The organism is Streptomyces tibetensis (assembly GCF_040647715.1).
Classification (GTDB): Bacteria; Actinomycetota; Actinomycetes; order Streptomycetales; family Streptomycetaceae; genus Streptomyces; species Streptomyces tibetensis_A.
The window spans coordinates 690,307-705,265 of sequence record NZ_JBEZCR010000002.1; the positions used below are offsets into that span (position 1 = coordinate 690,307).

At 70.1% G+C, this 14,959-nt stretch carries 16 protein-coding genes and 2 pseudogenes; 8 read left to right on the forward strand and 10 right to left on the reverse strand.

Features of this window, described 5'->3' with window-relative positions; all coding sequences use genetic code 11:
* Positions 1-77: 77 nt before the first annotated feature.
* Both AB0B29_RS07685 and AB0B29_RS07690 read right to left on the reverse strand, forming a co-directional pair.
* Complete coding sequence (locus tag AB0B29_RS07685) at positions 78-1,481, reverse strand: class II fumarate hydratase (protein ID WP_362235269.1); 1,404 nt, start codon at positions 1,479-1,481, stop codon at positions 78-80.
* Positions 1,482-1,558: 77 nt separating this feature from the next.
* Positions 1,559-3,229 carry a fumarate hydratase gene (locus AB0B29_RS07690; protein ID WP_362235272.1) on the reverse strand — a complete coding sequence of 557 codons (1,671 nt, stop codon included), beginning with the start codon at positions 3,227-3,229 and terminating at the stop codon, positions 1,559-1,561.
* A gap of 167 nt (positions 3,230-3,396) precedes the next feature.
* Here AB0B29_RS07690 and AB0B29_RS07695 point away from each other — a divergent pair, with 167 nt between their 5' ends.
* Both AB0B29_RS07695 and AB0B29_RS07700 read left to right on the forward strand, forming a co-directional pair.
* Positions 3,397-4,119 carry a DUF1707 SHOCT-like domain-containing protein gene (locus tag AB0B29_RS07695; RefSeq protein WP_362235274.1) on the forward strand — a complete coding sequence of 241 codons (723 nt, stop codon included), beginning with the start codon at positions 3,397-3,399 and terminating at the stop codon, positions 4,117-4,119.
* Between the two features lie 114 nt (positions 4,120-4,233).
* Positions 4,234-4,611, forward strand: a complete 378-nt coding sequence (locus AB0B29_RS07700) for a WhiB family transcriptional regulator (RefSeq protein ID WP_362235277.1) — start codon at positions 4,234-4,236, stop codon at positions 4,609-4,611.
* A 171-nt stretch (positions 4,612-4,782) separates the two neighbouring features.
* On the opposite strand, the gene glpX is transcribed toward AB0B29_RS07700, so the two are convergent.
* Entirely contained in the window at positions 4,783-5,817 is a 1,035-nt protein-coding gene (gene glpX / locus AB0B29_RS07705) for a class II fructose-bisphosphatase (protein ID WP_362235280.1), read from the reverse strand.
* Positions 5,818-5,944: 127 nt separating this feature from the next.
* On the opposite strand from glpX, the gene AB0B29_RS07710 reads away from it, so the two are divergent.
* Positions 5,945-6,469, forward strand: a complete 525-nt coding sequence (locus AB0B29_RS07710; RefSeq protein WP_362235283.1) for a DUF4245 domain-containing protein — start codon at positions 5,945-5,947, stop codon at positions 6,467-6,469.
* Between the two features lie 69 nt (positions 6,470-6,538).
* Here the strand turns inward: AB0B29_RS07710 and AB0B29_RS07715 are convergent, their stop codons facing one another.
* The 3 genes from AB0B29_RS07715 to xseA form a co-directional block, all read right to left on the reverse strand.
* Positions 6,539-7,129: a malonic semialdehyde reductase gene (locus tag AB0B29_RS07715; RefSeq protein ID WP_362235286.1), complete on the reverse strand. Its 591-nt coding sequence runs from the start codon at positions 7,127-7,129 to the stop codon at positions 6,539-6,541.
* Positions 7,130-7,305: 176 nt separating this feature from the next.
* On the reverse strand, positions 7,306-7,551 hold the full coding sequence (locus AB0B29_RS07720; RefSeq protein ID WP_362235288.1) for an exodeoxyribonuclease VII small subunit: 246 nt from the start codon (positions 7,549-7,551) through the stop codon (positions 7,306-7,308).
* Positions 7,552-7,560: 9 nt separating this feature from the next.
* Positions 7,561-8,769: an exodeoxyribonuclease VII large subunit gene (gene xseA, locus AB0B29_RS07725; RefSeq protein WP_362235291.1), complete on the reverse strand. Its 1,209-nt coding sequence runs from the start codon at positions 8,767-8,769 to the stop codon at positions 7,561-7,563.
* A gap of 241 nt (positions 8,770-9,010) precedes the next feature.
* Here xseA and AB0B29_RS07730 point away from each other — a divergent pair, with 241 nt between their 5' ends.
* Positions 9,011-10,036: a 4-hydroxy-3-methylbut-2-enyl diphosphate reductase gene (locus tag AB0B29_RS07730; protein ID WP_362235293.1), complete on the forward strand. Its 1,026-nt coding sequence runs from the start codon at positions 9,011-9,013 to the stop codon at positions 10,034-10,036.
* Positions 10,037-10,115: 79 nt separating this feature from the next.
* A complete protein-coding gene (ppgK, locus tag AB0B29_RS07735; protein ID WP_362235296.1) occupies positions 10,116-10,862 on the forward strand; it encodes a polyphosphate--glucose phosphotransferase in 747 nt (248 codons plus the stop codon).
* A gap of 156 nt (positions 10,863-11,018) precedes the next feature.
* On the opposite strand, the gene AB0B29_RS07740 is transcribed toward ppgK, so the two are convergent.
* A complete protein-coding gene (locus tag AB0B29_RS07740; protein WP_362235298.1) occupies positions 11,019-11,618 on the reverse strand; it encodes a DUF6542 domain-containing protein in 600 nt (199 codons plus the stop codon).
* Between the two features lie 195 nt (positions 11,619-11,813).
* Between AB0B29_RS07740 and ychF the strand changes: the two genes are divergently transcribed.
* A complete protein-coding gene (gene ychF / locus AB0B29_RS07745; protein ID WP_362235301.1) occupies positions 11,814-12,902 on the forward strand; it encodes a redox-regulated ATPase YchF in 1,089 nt (362 codons plus the stop codon).
* Between the two features lie 133 nt (positions 12,903-13,035).
* Here the strand turns inward: ychF and AB0B29_RS07750 are convergent, their stop codons facing one another.
* Positions 13,036-13,317 carry a helix-turn-helix transcriptional regulator gene (locus AB0B29_RS07750; RefSeq protein WP_362235304.1) on the reverse strand — a complete coding sequence of 94 codons (282 nt, stop codon included), beginning with the start codon at positions 13,315-13,317 and terminating at the stop codon, positions 13,036-13,038.
* 150 nt (positions 13,318-13,467) lie between these two features.
* On the opposite strand from AB0B29_RS07750, the pseudogene AB0B29_RS07755 reads away from it, so the two are divergent.
* Together AB0B29_RS07755 and AB0B29_RS37735 are read left to right on the forward strand one after the other, a co-directional pair.
* A pseudogene (locus AB0B29_RS07755) lies at positions 13,468-13,723 on the forward strand (helix-turn-helix domain-containing protein); the annotation flags it as partial.
* 130 nt (positions 13,724-13,853) lie between these two features.
* Positions 13,854-13,919, forward strand: a pseudogene (locus tag AB0B29_RS37735) (hypothetical protein); the annotation flags it as partial.
* 122 nt (positions 13,920-14,041) lie between these two features.
* On the opposite strand, the gene AB0B29_RS07765 reads toward AB0B29_RS37735, so the two are convergent.
* Both AB0B29_RS07765 and AB0B29_RS07770 read right to left on the reverse strand, forming a co-directional pair.
* Positions 14,042-14,449: a DNA-binding protein gene (locus AB0B29_RS07765; protein WP_362235307.1), complete on the reverse strand. Its 408-nt coding sequence runs from the start codon at positions 14,447-14,449 to the stop codon at positions 14,042-14,044.
* Positions 14,446-14,721, reverse strand: coding sequence for a hypothetical protein (locus AB0B29_RS07770; RefSeq protein WP_030222583.1), 276 nt, complete (start codon positions 14,719-14,721; stop codon positions 14,446-14,448). The genes AB0B29_RS07765 and AB0B29_RS07770 overlap by 4 nt, the downstream gene beginning before the upstream one ends.
* Between the last annotated feature and the right edge of the window lie 238 nt (positions 14,722-14,959).

The following is a 14,959-nucleotide window of genomic DNA, read 5'->3' on the forward strand; positions in this document are numbered from 1 at the left end:
ATATTAGGTGCCGTAGGCATACGACGCTGCGGCGCGTGTCACGGTTCACGCGCCGGGCACACGAACGAGGTCCTTCGTCACGGGTGCGTCATCCGCAGGACATCCAGCGCCTCGTCGAGCTGCTCCGCGGTCAGGTCCCCGCGCTCCACGTATCCGCCGTCCAGCACGACCTGACGGATCGTCTTCCGCTCGGCCAGCGCCTTCTTGGCGACCTTCGCGGCCTCCTCGTACCCGATGTACTTGTTCAGCGGGGTCACGACGGAAGGGGAGGACTCGGCGTACTCCCGCGCCCGCTCGCGGTTCGCGGTGATGCCGTCGACGGTGCGGTCGGCGAGCAGCCGCGTCGCGTTGGTGAGCAGCCGGATCGACTCCAGCACGTTCTTGGCGATGACCGGCAGCATCACGTTGAGCTCGAAGTTCCCGGCGGCGCCCGCCGTCGCGACGGTGGCGTCGTTGCCCACGACCTGGGCGGCCACCATCAGCACGGCCTCGGGAATGACCGGGTTCACCTTTCCCGGCATGATCGAGGAGCCGGGCTGGAGGTCGGGCAGGGCGATCTCGGCGAGACCGGTGCGCGGCCCGGAGGACATCCAGCGCAGGTCGTTGGCGATCTTCGTCAGCCCCACCGCGATGGTCCGCAGCTGGCCGCTGGTCTCGACGATGCCGTCCCGGGCGCCCTGCGCCTCGAAGTGGTTGCGGGCCTCGGTGAGGGGCAGCCCGGTCGTGCGGGCGACCTCCTCGATCACGGCGGCGGAGAAGCCGGGCGGGGTGTTGATGCCGGTGCCGACGGCCGTACCACCGAGGGGCAGTTCGGCGAGCCGGGGGAGGGAGGCCTCCAGACGCTCGATGCCGTACCGCACCTGGGCGGCGTATCCGCCGAACTCCTGGCCCAGCGTCACGGGCGTGGCGTCCATGAGGTGGGTCCGGCCCGACTTCACGACGTCGGCGAACTCCTCGGCCTTGCGCTCCAGGGAAGCGGCGAGGTGCTCCAGAGCGGGGACCAGGTCGCGCGTCACGGCGGCGGTGGCGGCGATGTGGATCGAGGACGGGAAGACGTCGTTGGACGACTGTGAGGCGTTCACATGGTCGTTCGGGTGGACGCCGCTGCCCAGCCGCTCGCTCGCCAGCGTGGCGATGACCTCGTTGGTGTTCATGTTGGACGAGGTCCCGGACCCGGTCTGGAACACGTCGACCGGGAAGTGCTCGTCCCACCTGCCCTCGGCGACCTCCCCGGCCGCCTCCTGGATCGCCTGCGCGATGTCCTTGTCCAGGACCCCCAGCTCGGCGTTGACCTTGGCCGCCGCGCCCTTGATCCGGGCCAGCGCCTCGATGTGCGCGCGCTCGATGCGCTGCCCGGAGACGGGGAAGTTCTCCACGGCCCGCTGGGTCTGGGCCCGCCACTTGGCGTGCGCGGGCACCCGCACCTCGCCCATGGAGTCGTGCTCGGTGCGGTACTCGGTCCTGTCCTGCTCGTCGGTCATCGACGATCACCTCCACGTGTCACAGCGTCAGCGCCGCGACCACTGTTCCCCGCGGAGGCGAATCATCACCGTCGCGGTCAGGCGAGTCCGGGTCCGCGTACCGGAATGGAGGTGAACGTGGGGGCCGGGGCCGGGTCCTGGAAGAAGTCGTTGCCCTTGTCGTCGACCACGATGAAGGCGGGGAAGTCCTCGACCTCGATCTTCCAGACGGCCTCCATGCCGAGCTCCTCGTACTCGACGACCTCGACCTTCTTGATGCAGTCCTGGGCCAGGCGCGCGGCCGGGCCGCCGATGGAGCCGAGGTAGAAGCCGCCGTGGGCGTCGCACGCGTCGGTGACCTGCTTGCTGCGGTTGCCCTTGGCCAGCATCACCTTGGAGCCGCCCGCCGCCTGGAACTGCTCCACGTAGGAGTCCATGCGGCCGGCCGTGGTCGGGCCGAAGGAGCCCGACGCGTAACCCTCGGGCGTCTTGGCCGGACCGGCGTAGTACACCGGGTGGTCCTTCAGGTACTGCGGCATCTCCTCGCCCGCGTCCAGCCGCTCCTTGATCTTGGCGTGGGCGATGTCACGCGCCACGACCAGGGGGCCGGTCAGGGACAGGCGGGTCTTCACCGGGTACTTGGTGAGCTCCGCCAGGATCGTCTCCATCGGCTGGTTCAGGTCGATCTTGACGACGTCGCCGCTCTCGTCGAGCTGCTCGTCGGTGGTCTCCGGCAGGAAGCGTGCCGGGTCCGTCTCCAGCTGCTCCAGGAAGACGCCCTCGGCGGTGATCTTCGCGACGGCCTGGCGGTCGGCGGAGCAGGAGACCGCGATGGCCACCGGGCAGGACGCGCCGTGCCGCGGCAGGCGCACCACGCGCACGTCGTGGCAGAAGTACTTGCCGCCGAACTGCGCGCCGATGCCGATCTTCTGCGTCAGCTCGAAGACCTTCTCCTCCAGCTCCTTGTCCCGGAACCCGTGCCCGAGCTCGGAGCCCTCGGCCGGGATCTCGTCCAGGTAGTGCGCGGAGGCGTACTTCGCGGTCTTCAGCGCGTACTCGGCGGAGGTGCCGCCGACCACGATCGCCAGGTGGTACGGCGGGCAGGCCGCCGTACCCAGCGAGCGGATCTTCTCCTCCAGGAACTTCATCATGGAGGACTCGTTCAGAACGGCCTTCGTCTCCTGGTACAGGAACGACTTGTTGGCCGAGCCGCCGCCCTTGGCCATGAAGAGGAACTTGTAGGCGCCGCCGTCGGCCGCGTACAGCTCGATCTGCGCGGGGAGGTTGGAGCCGGTGTTCTTCTCCTCCCACATGGTGAGCGGAGCCATCTGCGAGTAGCGCAGGTTCAGGTTCTGGTACGCGTCGTAGATGCCGCGGCTCAGTGCCTCCTCGTCGCGGCCCCGGGTCAGCACGTTCTGCCCGCGCTTGCCCATGACGATCGCCGTGCCCGTGTCCTGGCACATCGGCAGCACCCCGGCCGCCGCGATGTTCGCGTTCTTCAGCAGGTCCAGCGCCACGAACTTGTCGTTGCCCGACGCCTCGGGGTCGTCGATGATGCGGCGCAGCTGCGCGAGGTGGGCCGGGCGCAGGTAGTGCTGGATGTCGTGGATGGCCTCTTCGGCGAGCTTGCGCAGCGCCTCCGGCTCCACCTGGAGGAAGGTCCGTCCGTCCGGCCCCTCGACCGTGGAGACACCCTCGGAGGTCACCAGCCGGTAGGGGGTGGTGTCCTCTCCCTGGGGGAGCAGATCGGTGTACGCGAACTCAGGCATCTCAGCCCATTCCTCACTCTGCGGACGGCGGCCCGCCTCCTTTGGCGAGCGCCAACCAGCGTAGAACCTGCCGCTGACAGCGAGCCCGTGAGGTAGGGCTGAGTTCGTCACACTCGGCCGCGAGAGGGGGGCTATCGCGATCTATCGTGTTTCGGTACGCTGCTGTCGTGGACCTTCAGAAGCAGGACCTCCAGAAGCCGGATCTCCGGCAGCAGGGCGCGCCCGCCGCCTCCGAGCTCCGCGCCTCCGACGCCGAGCGCGACCGCATAGCCGACCTCCTGCGCGACGCCCTGGCCGAGGGCCGCCTCACCGCGGACGAGCATGCCGAGCGCGTCGAGGGGGTGCTGCGCGCCAAGACCGTCGGCGAGCTGGAGGTCTTCGTGCGGGACCTGCCCGCGGCCCACCGCCAGGGCCCCGGCCCCGGCCCCGCCCACGCCCCGGCCCCCTGGCGCCCCACCGTCGGTGCCATCCCGGTCGACCCGGACGACAACGTGGTCGCGGTGTTCAGCAGCGCCGTCCGCAAGGGCCGCCGGCGCGCGGGCCGCCGTATCCACGCGTACGCGATCTTCGGCAGCGTCGAGATAGACCTGAGCGAGGCCCTCTTCGACCACCAGCAGGTCGTCGTCAGGTCCTTCGCGGTCTTCGGCAGCGTCGACATCCGCGTCCCGGAGAACGTGTCGCTGCGCGGCATGGGCGGCGGCGTCCTCGGCAGCTTCGAGGTGGCCACGCTCGACTCGGACGACCCGGAGGCCCCCATCGTCTACGTCGACGGCTGGGCCGTCCTGGGCAGCGTCGAGGCCCGGCCGAGGCGGGGCAAGGTCGTCGCCGACATCCTGGACCGGGTGCAGCGCAAGGTCGACAGGGGTTTGCGCAAACACCTGGGGCATTGACAGCCGCGAATCCCCCGAATCCGGCCGTTCGGAACTCAGTGCATAGGCGCGCGTACAGCGGGTAGGCCTTGCTGCATCGTCTCTCGCTCGCGAAGCCGTCGTCAGGAGTAGACCGTGCTGCAACCGCCGCATTCGTCCCTGCAGGTCGCTGCCGTTCCGGCCCCGCGGGTGCCGGCGCGAGACAGGGACCAGGACGCCCCATGGCACACCGAGGCGGTGTGCCGGCGCGACGAAGCGAGCCTGTTCTTCGCACCCTCCAAGGAACCGACCGCCGCACGGCTGTCCCGGGAGGAAGCGGCAAAGCGGGTCTGCGCCCGCTGTCCCGTGATGGTCGAGTGCCGTGAACACGCCCTGCTCCAGCCCGAGCCCTACGGCGTCTGGGGCGGCCTCACCGCCGCGGAACGCCGCGTGGTGCTGGCCCGACGGCGCCGCCGCGAGATGGAGCTGAAGAAGGCGGCCCGCCCGGCGGACCGGATAGCCGCGGCCGGCTGACGGCCCAGCAGCACGAAAGGGGCGCCCCCACCGCACCGGGGACGCCCCTTTCCGTTCGGCACCGTCAAGGAATGCGGGGCGGTATCGATCTGCGGCTCCGCCGCGCGGGCGCGATCAACCACAACGGACCCGCACTCGCCGGCGATCCGCAGTCCCCACCTCTTTGGCGCGCTACTTCCCCTTGTCGAAGTCGATCGCGCTGTAGGCCCGCAGCTTGCTCAGCCGGTGCTCGGAGGAGATCCGCCGGACCGTGCCCGACCGCGACCGCATCACGATCGAGTCGGTCGTCGCGGTCTCCGCCCGGTAGCGCACTCCGCGCAGCAGTTCGCCGTCCGTGATGCCGGTCGCCACGAAGAACACGTTCTCGCCGGTGACGAGATCCTCGGTCGTCAGTACCCGGTCGAGATCATGCCCCGCGTCGATCGCCCGCTGCCGCTCCGCGTCGTCCTTGGGCCACAGCTTGCCCTGGATCGTGCCGCCCAGGCACTTCACCGCACAGGCCGAAATGATGCCCTCGGGCGTACCGCCGATGCCGAGCAGCAGATCGACCCCGGTGCCCTCCCGCAGCGCCAGGATGGAGCCGGCCACGTCGCCGTCGGAGATCAGCCTGATGCGCGCCCCGGTGTCCCGGATCTCCTTGATGATGCCCTCGTGCCGCGGCCGGTCCAGGATCACCACCGTCACGTCCTCCGGTGCGGACCGCTTCGCCTTGGCGACCCGGCGGATGTTCACCGACACCGGGGCGTTGATGTCGACGAAGTCGGCCGCCTCGGGCCCGGTGACGAGCTTGTCCATGTAGAAGACGGCGGACGGGTCGAACATGGACCCGCGCTCGGCGGCGGCCAGCACCGCGATCGCGTTCGTCATGCCCTTCGCGGTCAGCGTGGTGCCGTCGATCGGGTCGACGGCGATGTCGCACTCGGGCCCGGTCCCGTCGCCCACGCGCTCCCCGTTGAACAGCATCGGGGCTTCGTCCTTCTCGCCCTCGCCGATGACGACGACGCCGTTCATCGAGACGGTGGAGACGAGGGTCCGCATGGCACGCACCGCGGCACCGTCGGCGCCGTTCTTGTCACCCCGCCCGACCCAACGGCCCGCGGCCATCGCCGCCGCCTCGGTGACCCGGACGAGCTCCAGGGCGAGGTTGCGGTCGGGGGCCTCGGAGGGCACATCGAGTTCGGACGGCAAATGATGATGCTCGGTCATCGGAGCGCACCTTTCTGTACGGCGACGGCCGGATGAGGGTGTTGTCGCCCGACTCTATCTCCGAGCCCGCAAAATGAGCAGGGGCCCCCACGGATGAGCGCGTCAGGGACCTGCGACGATAGGGGGCGTGGCAGGCACGAACGGCAAGCAGAAGACGGCGCGGGACATGATCCTCTCGATGGGGATCATCATCCTGGTGGCGGGCTTCGTGTACCTCTTCATCCCGCACGACGACAGCGCGCCCGAGGTCAAGGCCGTCGACTACCGGGTCGAACTGCTCACGGCACGCCGCGCCGCCTCCTATCCCGTGGCCGCGCCCGAGGGTCTGTCCGACGCGTGGAAGGCCACCTCCGTCCGCTTCAGGGGTGACGAGTACGACGCCTGGCACCTCGGCTTCCACGATCCCGAGGGGGAGTACGTGGCGGTCGAGCAGTCCACTCAGCGCCGCCCGGTCTTCCTGGACGAGGCGACACAGGGTGCCCACGAGACCGGGAAGACCGAGAAGATCGACGGCGACACCTGGATGCGATACGAGGGCGGCCGTTACGACGCACTGGTCCTCGAGGGCACGAAGGGCTCGACGACGGTCGTCACCGGCACCGCGTCGTTCGCGCAGCTCGCGAAGATGGCCGGGGCGCTTCAGACGAAGTGAAGGCCGCACGAGGAAGGCCCCCGGCGTTGTCGCCGGGGGCCTTGCTCATGTGCGTCCGCGGGAGGCGGCTCAGACCGTCGTGACGACCTGGTCGAACTCCAGGCGCGGGGAGCGCGGGTGCCAGGCGTCCGGGCCGGGGCGGCCGATGTTGACGACCATCAGCGGGGTGTGGTCGTCGTCCAGGAACTCCTTGCGGACACCCTCGAAGTCGAAGCCGGTCATCGGGCCGGCGGCCAGGCCGGCGGCGCGGACACCGACGATGAAGTACGCGGCCTGGAGGGCGGCGTTCAGCGCGGCGGCGTTCTCGCGGGCCGGGCGCTCGGTGAAGAAGATGTCCTTGATCTGCGGGGCGGCCGGGAACAGGTGCGGCAGCTCCTCGTGGAACTCGTTGTCCGCGGAGAGGATCGCCACCAGCGGGGCGCTCGCCGTCTTGGGCCGGTTGCCCTCGGCCATGTGCGCCACCAGGCGCTCGCGGGCCTCGGGGGAGCGGACCAGGGTGATGCGCAGCGGGGTCTGGTTGAAGGCGGTCGGACCGTACTTGACCAGGTCGTAGATCGCCTGCACCTGCTCGTCGGTCACCGGCTCGTCGGTGAAGGTGTTGGCGGACCGGGCCTCGCGGAACAGCAGGTCCTGGGCGGCGGGGTCAAGAACGAGGGACATGAATGCACTTTCTCGCGTCTGGTCCGGAAGATCGGCTGACGTCTTCGACCGTACGCCAGTGAAGTTCAACGTTCAACTAATATGGGGGTGTCGTGTGTCACCCCGAACTGAACGGACCCGCCTACCTCGGACCCGCTTACCCGGACCCGGCTACTCCCCGGCCCCTGCGGACCCGGCTACTCCGGGCCCTCCCCCTCCGCGGCCTCCTCCGCCAGCGCCGCGTCCAGCCGCGCCCGGGCCCCGTCCAGCCAGCGTCGGCACACCTTGGCCAGCTCCTCGCCCCGCTCCCACAGCGCCAGGGACTCCTCCAGCGTCGTACCGCCCGCCTCCAGACGCCGGACGACCTCGATCAGCTCGTCGCGCGCCTGCTCGTACCCGAGCGCCTCGCCGGCGCCCGGTGTCTCTTCAACCTCGCTGGTCATCCACTCACCCTATGTGTCCACTCGTACGGAGAGCTCACCCTCGGAGACCCGCGCGCGCAGGGCCTCGCCGGCCTGCACCTCGCCCGGGTCGCGGACGGCGTGCCCGTCCGCCTTCTGCAGCACGGCGTACCCGCGCTTCAGGGTTGCGGCGGGGGAGAGGGCCACCACGCGCGCGTGCGTGTGGGCCAGCTCCGAGTCCGCCCGGTCGAGCTGGTGCCGCAGGCACCGCCGGCCCCGGTCGAGCAGGTCCGCGACCTGATCGGCCCGCACATCGATCATCCGGTGCGGGTCCTCTATCGACGGCCGCGCCAGCGCGTGCGCCAGCCCGCGCTCCTCGCGCTCCACCAGCGCCGCCACGCACCGCCGCGCCCGGTCCCGCAGCAGCCGCACCCGCTCGTACTCCTCGCCGACGTCCGGCACGACCTTCTTGGCGGCGTCGGTCGGCGTGGAGGCGCGCAGGTCGGCGACCTGGTCCAGCAGCGGGCTGTCCGGCTCGTGCCCGATGGCGGACACCACCGGCGTACGGCACTGGGCGACCGTGCGGATCAGCTGCTCGTCGGAGAACGGCAGCAGGTCCTCCACACTGCCGCCGCCCCGGGCGACGATGATCACGTCCACGTCGTCGATCGCGTCGAGCTCCTTCACCGCCTGCACGACCTGCGGCACCGCGTGCACGCCCTGCACGGCGACGTTGCGCACCTCGAAGCGCACGGCGGGCCAGCGGTGCCGGGCGTTCTCCAGCACGTCCCGCTCGGCGGCCGAGGCCCGGCCGCAGACCAGCCCGACCAGCTGCGGCAGGAACGGCAGCGGCTTCTTGCGCTCCGCCGCGAACAGCCCCTCCCGCGCGAGGGCCTTCTTCAGATGCTCCAGCCGCGCGAGCAGTTCACCGACCCCGACGGGCCGTATCTCGGCGGCCCGCAGCGACAGCTGCCCCCGCGGGGCGTACCACTCGGGCTTGGCGAGGACGACGACCCGGGCGCCCTCGCTCACCACGTCCGCGACGGCGTCGAACACCTGCCGGTAGCAGGTGACGCTGACGGAGATGTCGTACGAGGGGTCCCGCAGCGTCAGGAACACCACACCGGCACCCGGCCGCCGCGACAACTGCGTGATCTGCCCCTCGACCCACACCGCCCCGAGCCGGTCGATCCAGCCCCCGATGAGCCGCGACACCTCGCCGACGGGCAGCGGGGCTTCCGGAGTCGTGTTCACAGCCATGCCCGCGAGAGTAGTGGGCACCGCCGACAACGGGGTTCAGCCGCCCTGCGGACACCGGCCTCGCCTTACGGGGGCGAGGCCGCCGGCGACGCGGGCCGGCCGCCCTGCGCGCAGCGCCCTCCTCACGGCGACGCCACCGCCTGCCTCCGCACCCGCCGTACGTCACTCGCGTCGCGCCGTGTCCGTCTTCCCGGGGACGGCGCGCCCACGGGATCTCCGACCGTCCGAACGCGGCCTTACGATGGGACGCATGTCTGCTTCGCCTGGCCGCCGTGTCCTGCTCGCCGCCCCCCGTGGCTACTGCGCGGGTGTGGACCGCGCCGTGATCGCCGTCGAGAAAGCCCTGGAGCAGTACGGCGCTCCGGTGTACGTCCGGCACGAGATCGTCCACAACAAGTACGTCGTGCAGACCCTGGAGAAGAAGGGCGCGATCTTCGTCGAGCAGACGGAGGAAGTGCCCCCGGGGAACATCGTCATGTTCTCCGCGCACGGCGTGGCCCCCGTCGTCCACGAGGAGGCCGAGCGCGGCAAGCTCGCCACCATCGACGCCACCTGCCCGCTGGTCACCAAGGTCCACAAGGAAGCCGTCCGCTTCGCGAACGAGGACTACGACATCCTCCTGATCGGCCACGAGGGCCACGAGGAGGTCATCGGCACCTCCGGCGAGGCCCCCGACCACATCCAGCTCGTCGACGGGCCGGGCGATGTGGCGAAGGTCGAGGTCCGCGACCCGTCCAAGGTCGTCTGGCTCTCCCAGACCACGCTGTCCGTCGACGAGACCATGGAGACCGTCGACGCCCTGAAGGACAAGTTCCCGCAGCTCATCTCCCCGCCCAGCGACGACATCTGCTACGCCACGCAGAACCGCCAGCTGGCCGTGAAGCAGATGGGCGCCGAGTCGGACCTGGTCATCGTCGTCGGCTCGCGCAACTCCTCCAACTCCAAGCGGCTCGTCGAGGTCGCCAAGATCGCCGGTGCCCGCGAGGCCTACCTCGTGGACTTCGCCGACGAGATCGACGAGGCGTGGCTGGAGGGCGTCAGCACGGTCGGCGTCACCTCGGGCGCCTCCGTCCCGGAGGTCCTGGTCGAGCAGGTCCTGGAGTTCCTCTCCCGGCGCGGCTTCGAGGACGTCGAGATCGTCAAGGCCGCCGAGGAGTCCATCACCTTCTCCCTGCCCAAGGAACTGCGCCGCGACCTGCGCGAGGAGGCCGCCGCCCTGGCCGCCGAGCGGGGCGGCGCCGGGACCGGTGAAAATTCCGGGGAGTGATCGGGGAGTGATCGGGGACAGGCCGGGCGGCACCGCTGTCCGGCCTGTGACTGTCAGTCGTTCGTCGTAACGTAAGGCCATGCAGATCTTCGGAGTGGACATCGGCGGATCCGGGATCAAGGGTGCGCCGGTGGACCTGGACAAGGGCGACCTGGCGCAGGAGCGCCACAAGGTCCTCACCCCCCACCCGGCCACGCCCGATGCGGTGGCCGACGGCGTCAAGCAGGTCGTCGACCACTTCGGCTGGACGGGCCCGGTCGGTGTGACCTTCCCGGGCGTGGTCACCGACGGAGCCACGATCCGCACGGCGGCGAACGTCGACGACAGCTGGATCGACACCGACGCCCGCGCGCTGCTCGGCGAGCGGCTGGGCGGGCTGCCGGTGACGGTGGTCAACGACGCGGACGCGGCGGGTGTCGCCGAGATGCACTTCGGCGCCGGCCGCGACCGCCGGGGCACCGTGATCCTCCTGACCTTCGGCACCGGCATCGGCAGCGCGCTCTTCGTGGACGGCGTGCTCGTCCCGAACACCGAGCTGGGCCACCTGGAGCTCGACGGGCACGACGCGGAGAAGCGGGCCTCCAGCAAGGCCCGCGAGGACCACGACATGACGTGGGAGCACTGGGCGGCGCACCGCGTCCGCAAGTACCTCGCCCACGTCGAGATGCTGTTCTCGCCGGAGCTGTTCATCATCGGCGGGGGTGTCAGCCGCAAGTCGCACAAGTTCCTGCCCCACATCGAGGGCATCAAGGCGGAAATCGTCCCGGCGCAGCTGCAGAACAACGCGGGCATCGTGGGCGCGGCGATGCGCGCGGCCGGACACTAGGTCGTTTCGGGCCGCCGGGGGTGTGAGACCGGCGGTCGGCGCGGAGGGTGTGCAGGGCCGGATGGGGTGAGACCGGCGGTCGGCGTGAGGGCTGTTTCGGGCCGGGTGGTGTCAGGCCCTCGGCCGGCGCTGCGGGCCGTTTCGGACCGGGCGGGGTCAGGCCGGTGGTCGGGTTCCTGCTCCTGCCGTCCGTCGTCGGTGGACCAGGTGGATCCGCCGGACGATCACGATCAGCCCGGCGATCAGCGTCCCTCCGTACAGCCAGCCGGCCTGGGTGGCGAGCGCCGTCACCAGGCCCATCAGCGTGCCGCCGACCCCTCCCTCGCCGTCGGCCACCGGCAGCAGCCCCACGGCGAAGGCGATCGGCATCACGACGGGCGCGGTCATCAGGTCCCCCCGGCGCACCCAGAGGGCGGTCAGCGCGCACACCGGCAGGAACAGCACGCCGTACGCCGTCAGGGACGCCCCGAACAGCGCCGAGCACACCGTGCCGAGCAGGAACATCACCACCGTGCAGAACAGCCCGCTGCCCAGCCCGGTCAGCCGGGGGTTCGGCGGGCCTCCCGCGGCGGGCGCCGGTGCGGGCGCGGGGCGCCGTACCGGTGCCGGGCGGCGCTGCCGCCCGGGCGGCCGTGCCGCACGCACGGGCTCACCCCCCGCCCCCCGTCCCGCCTGCGACGGCAGGGGTTGCCGGGGCGGCCTGGGCCGGTCCCGTCGCGGTCCGTACCGGGGAGAACGCGTCCTGTATTGCTCCACTGCTCCAACTTAGGTCGTTCAATATGCCGAATGGCCCTTCAGACACACCGTCGGCCGAGCTTGGCCATGCGTTCGATACGTCGCCGGGACGGTTCCGGACACGCCGTAGACTGGTGGATCGGCCGGTCCCTGGCCCCTGGCCCTGCACTCACGGGACCCCGGCCCCCTGGCCCTCCACTCACGGGAAGTCGCAACGTGTCGCTCACGATCGGAATCGTCGGTCTGCCGAATGTCGGCAAGTCGACCCTGTTCAACGCCCTGACCAAGAACGACGTGCTGGCGGCCAACTACCCGTTCGCCACCATCGAGCCGAACGTCGGCGTGGTCGGCGTCCCCGACCCGCGCCTCACCAAGCTGGCCGAGATCTTCTCCTCGCAGCGGGTGCTCCCGGCCACGGTCGACTTCGTCGACATCGCCGGCATCGTGCGCGGCGCGTCCGAGGGCGAGGGGCTCGGCAACAAGTTCCTCGCGAACATCCGCGAGTCCGACGCGATCTGCCAGGTCATCCGTGCCTTCAAGGACGAGAACGTCGTGCACGTGGACGGCAAGGTCTCGCCCAAGGACGACATCGAGACGATCAACACCGAGCTGATCCTCGCGGACCTGCAGACCATCGAGAAGGTCCTGCCGCGCCTCCAGAAGGAGTCGCGCATCAAGAAGGACATCGCGCCGAAGGTCAAGGCCGTCGAGGAGGCGAAGGAGATCCTGGAGAAGGGCGACACGCTCTTCGCGCACGGCATCGTCCAGGGCACCGAGCGCAACGAGCTCCTGCACGACCTGCACCTGCTCACCACCAAGCCGTTCCTCTACGTCTTCAACGTCGACGAGGACGAGCTGACCGACGAGGACTTCAAGAACGAGCAGCGGGCGCTGGTCGCCCCGGCCGAGGCGATCTTCCTCAACGCCAAGCTGGAGGCGGACCTCGCCGAGCTCGACGAGGACGAGGCGCTGGAACTCCTCCAGTCCGTCGGCCAGGAGGAGCCGGGCCTGGCGACCCTCGCCCACGTCGGCTTCCGGACCCTGGGGCTCCAGACGTACCTGACCGCCGGCCCCAAGGAATCCCGAGCCTGGACGATCAAGAAGGGCGCCACGGCCCCCGAGGCCGCCGGCGTCATCCACACCGACTTCCAGAAGGGCTTCATCAAGGCGGAGGTCATCTCCTTCGACGACCTGGTGGAGACGGGGTCGGTGGCGGAGGCCCGCGCGAAGGGGAAGGCGCGTATGGAGGGCAAGGAGTACGTGATGCAGGACGGGGATGTGGTGGAGTTCCGCTTCAATGTGTAGCGGGTGACTTGGCACCACTTCGCTGATCTGGCAAACATGCAGGTCAGAGAGGGCCCGGCTCTTCGGCGTCGGGCCCTTTGCGTTTCCCCGTGCTGGGATGGTGATGGGATAGCTGACCCCTCGTCACCCGTCTTCACCCCCGCTCATCCCTACCGTGCAGGGATGGTACTGGGACGGGATGAGAATGCTCGCCCATGCGTAGGGTGCGGGCGAGTGAGCGCAGGACGCTCTCGGAGACGCCGCGTAGGTTCCTGCGTTCCATCCGGGTGGAGTAAGCGGTGCTCACGCCGGCGAGCTGGGCGACCTCTTCGCGGCGCAGCCCGGGGACGCGGTGCTCACCGCCGAAGACCGTCACGCCGGCTTCCTTGGAGCGTGTTGGTTGGTCGGCTGCCTCAGGCGCCGCTGTTGTCCGCATTCCGCCTGGGGGCGGGCAGGTATCCAGCGGCGAACCCCTCTGACCTGCGACTCCGCGCTACCGGAAGGGGCTGGCGCTGGGGGGGGGGACTGCTGTGAGGGGTAATGACAGGGCCTCTCAGCCCGTGTGCGGCGAACCTACTCTGGCCTCATGGACAACCGCGCCGAAATCAGTGCGTTTCTGAAGTCTCGCCGTGACAAGATCACGCCCGAGCAGGCCGGTCTGCCCGTGTACGGCCAACGCCGGGTGGCCGGGCTTCGCAGGAACAAGGTCGCGACGCTCGCCGGGGTCAGCGTCGAGTACTACACGCGTTTGGGAGCGCGGCAATCTCAGTGGTGTCTCCGACAGCGTCCTGGAGGCGCTGGCCCAGGCTCTGCGGCTTGACGACACGGAGCGCACGCACTTGTAAGCGGGGCGCCCACGACGTACACGTCACCTGTCGCGCTGCTCTCACACGGAGCGCCCGGCAGCTCCCAGTGATCCAGAGGGCGCGGCCTTGGCGGAACGGGAGGAGCCGACGTCGGTACGGCACCGGGGTGAAGCGCTTCCACCATGCGAAGGTCAGTGAGTTCACCCTCGCTTTCGAGGGCCTGGAGAGGGCGGCCGAACCCGGCCTCACCCTCACCATCTACACGACTGAACCGGGCTCGCCCTCCGAGGAGGGGCCTGCGCCTGCTCGCTTCCTGGGCCGCCGCCCAGGGCGCCACCGCACCCGTGCGCTCGGTCAGACGTCCTTGATCTGTACGCGGTCGCCGCACAGTTTCGACCAGTCGTCGCGGTCCGATGTCAGTACGAGGACGGGTGCCGGGGAGCGGAGTGGCATCGCGGCGACGAGGGCGTCGATGGCGTACTTGTGGCCGTGCGGACCGCCGGCGTCGCTCAGCAGCTGCACCGCGGTGAGGCTGTCCTCCTGGGTGACGTCCTGAACCTGAAGGCGGGGGAGCACCCAGTGCAGTCGGGCGGTATCCGTCTTCCCGTAGACGGCCTCCACCACCGTCAGGGCCGACACGAGGACGGGCACGCCCACCCGCCGAGCGGCCTCGATCCGGGTGATCATCTGGCGGTCGTTGCGCAGCAGCAGCGACAACGCCTGGGAGTCCAGAATCAGGGACCTGGCCGCGGGCTCCTTCATGCGGCGCTGTCGTTCGACGCGTAGGGCGCCGGTGCGTCACCGAACAATTCGCGCTGCGCGGCCTGGACTTCGGCCTCGCTCAAAGGCTCGTGCTCGGCTTCGTAGGCGGCCACGATCTCGGCGAGGCCGTCCATCGCCAGCTGATGCCGGACCGCCGCGGTCACATACGCGGACACGCCGCGCTTGCCGGTACGTGTGCGCAGAGCACCGAGGAGTTCCGAGGGCATCGAGACGGAGATGTTCTCCGTGCCGCCGGGGCGGGGTGACTTCATGAGGTCAGTCCAGTACAAGAACTATTACAGCGCTGGGGGTGCTGTGCAGCCTGCAACGGTGGCGCATAGTCTTGGCGTCCCGGATTTTCTCGTACTTTGTCGCTGCTCCCGTGCTGGGACGGTGCTGGGATGCGCCCTGGAAACTGCCTTCGAGCAGCTGACGGCATCTACTGGCCGGCCTCCACGGTGGTCTCGTCCTTCTCTGCGGCGTCGTCGACACCGCGAGCGTGAAAGCGGG

Coding starts and splice junctions, on each gene's coding strand:
- AB0B29_RS07715 (WP_362235286.1), bottom strand. CDS start 7,129: ATGTCCCTCGTTCTTGACCCCGCCGCCCAGGACCTGCTGTTCCGCGAG.
- AB0B29_RS07720 (WP_362235288.1), bottom strand. CDS start 7,551: ATGACCAGCGAGGTTGAAGAGACACCGGGCGCCGGCGAGGCGCTCGGG.
- AB0B29_RS07750 (WP_362235304.1), bottom strand. CDS start 13,317: ATGCGGACAACAGCGGCGCCTGAGGCAGCCGACCAACCAACACGCTCC.
- AB0B29_RS07685 (WP_362235269.1), bottom strand. CDS start 1,481: ATGACCGACGAGCAGGACAGGACCGAGTACCGCACCGAGCACGACTCC.
- AB0B29_RS07730 (WP_362235293.1), top strand. CDS start 9,011: ATGGGACGCATGTCTGCTTCGCCTGGCCGCCGTGTCCTGCTCGCCGCC.
- xseA (WP_362235291.1), bottom strand. CDS start 8,769: ATGGCTGTGAACACGACTCCGGAAGCCCCGCTGCCCGTCGGCGAGGTG.
- AB0B29_RS07770 (WP_030222583.1), bottom strand. CDS start 14,721: ATGAAGTCACCCCGCCCCGGCGGCACGGAGAACATCTCCGTCTCGATG.
- ppgK (WP_362235296.1), top strand. CDS start 10,116: ATGCAGATCTTCGGAGTGGACATCGGCGGATCCGGGATCAAGGGTGCG.
- AB0B29_RS07690 (WP_362235272.1), bottom strand. CDS start 3,229: ATGCCTGAGTTCGCGTACACCGATCTGCTCCCCCAGGGAGAGGACACC.
- glpX (WP_362235280.1), bottom strand. CDS start 5,817: ATGACCGAGCATCATCATTTGCCGTCCGAACTCGATGTGCCCTCCGAG.
- AB0B29_RS07765 (WP_362235307.1), bottom strand. CDS start 14,449: ATGAAGGAGCCCGCGGCCAGGTCCCTGATTCTGGACTCCCAGGCGTTG.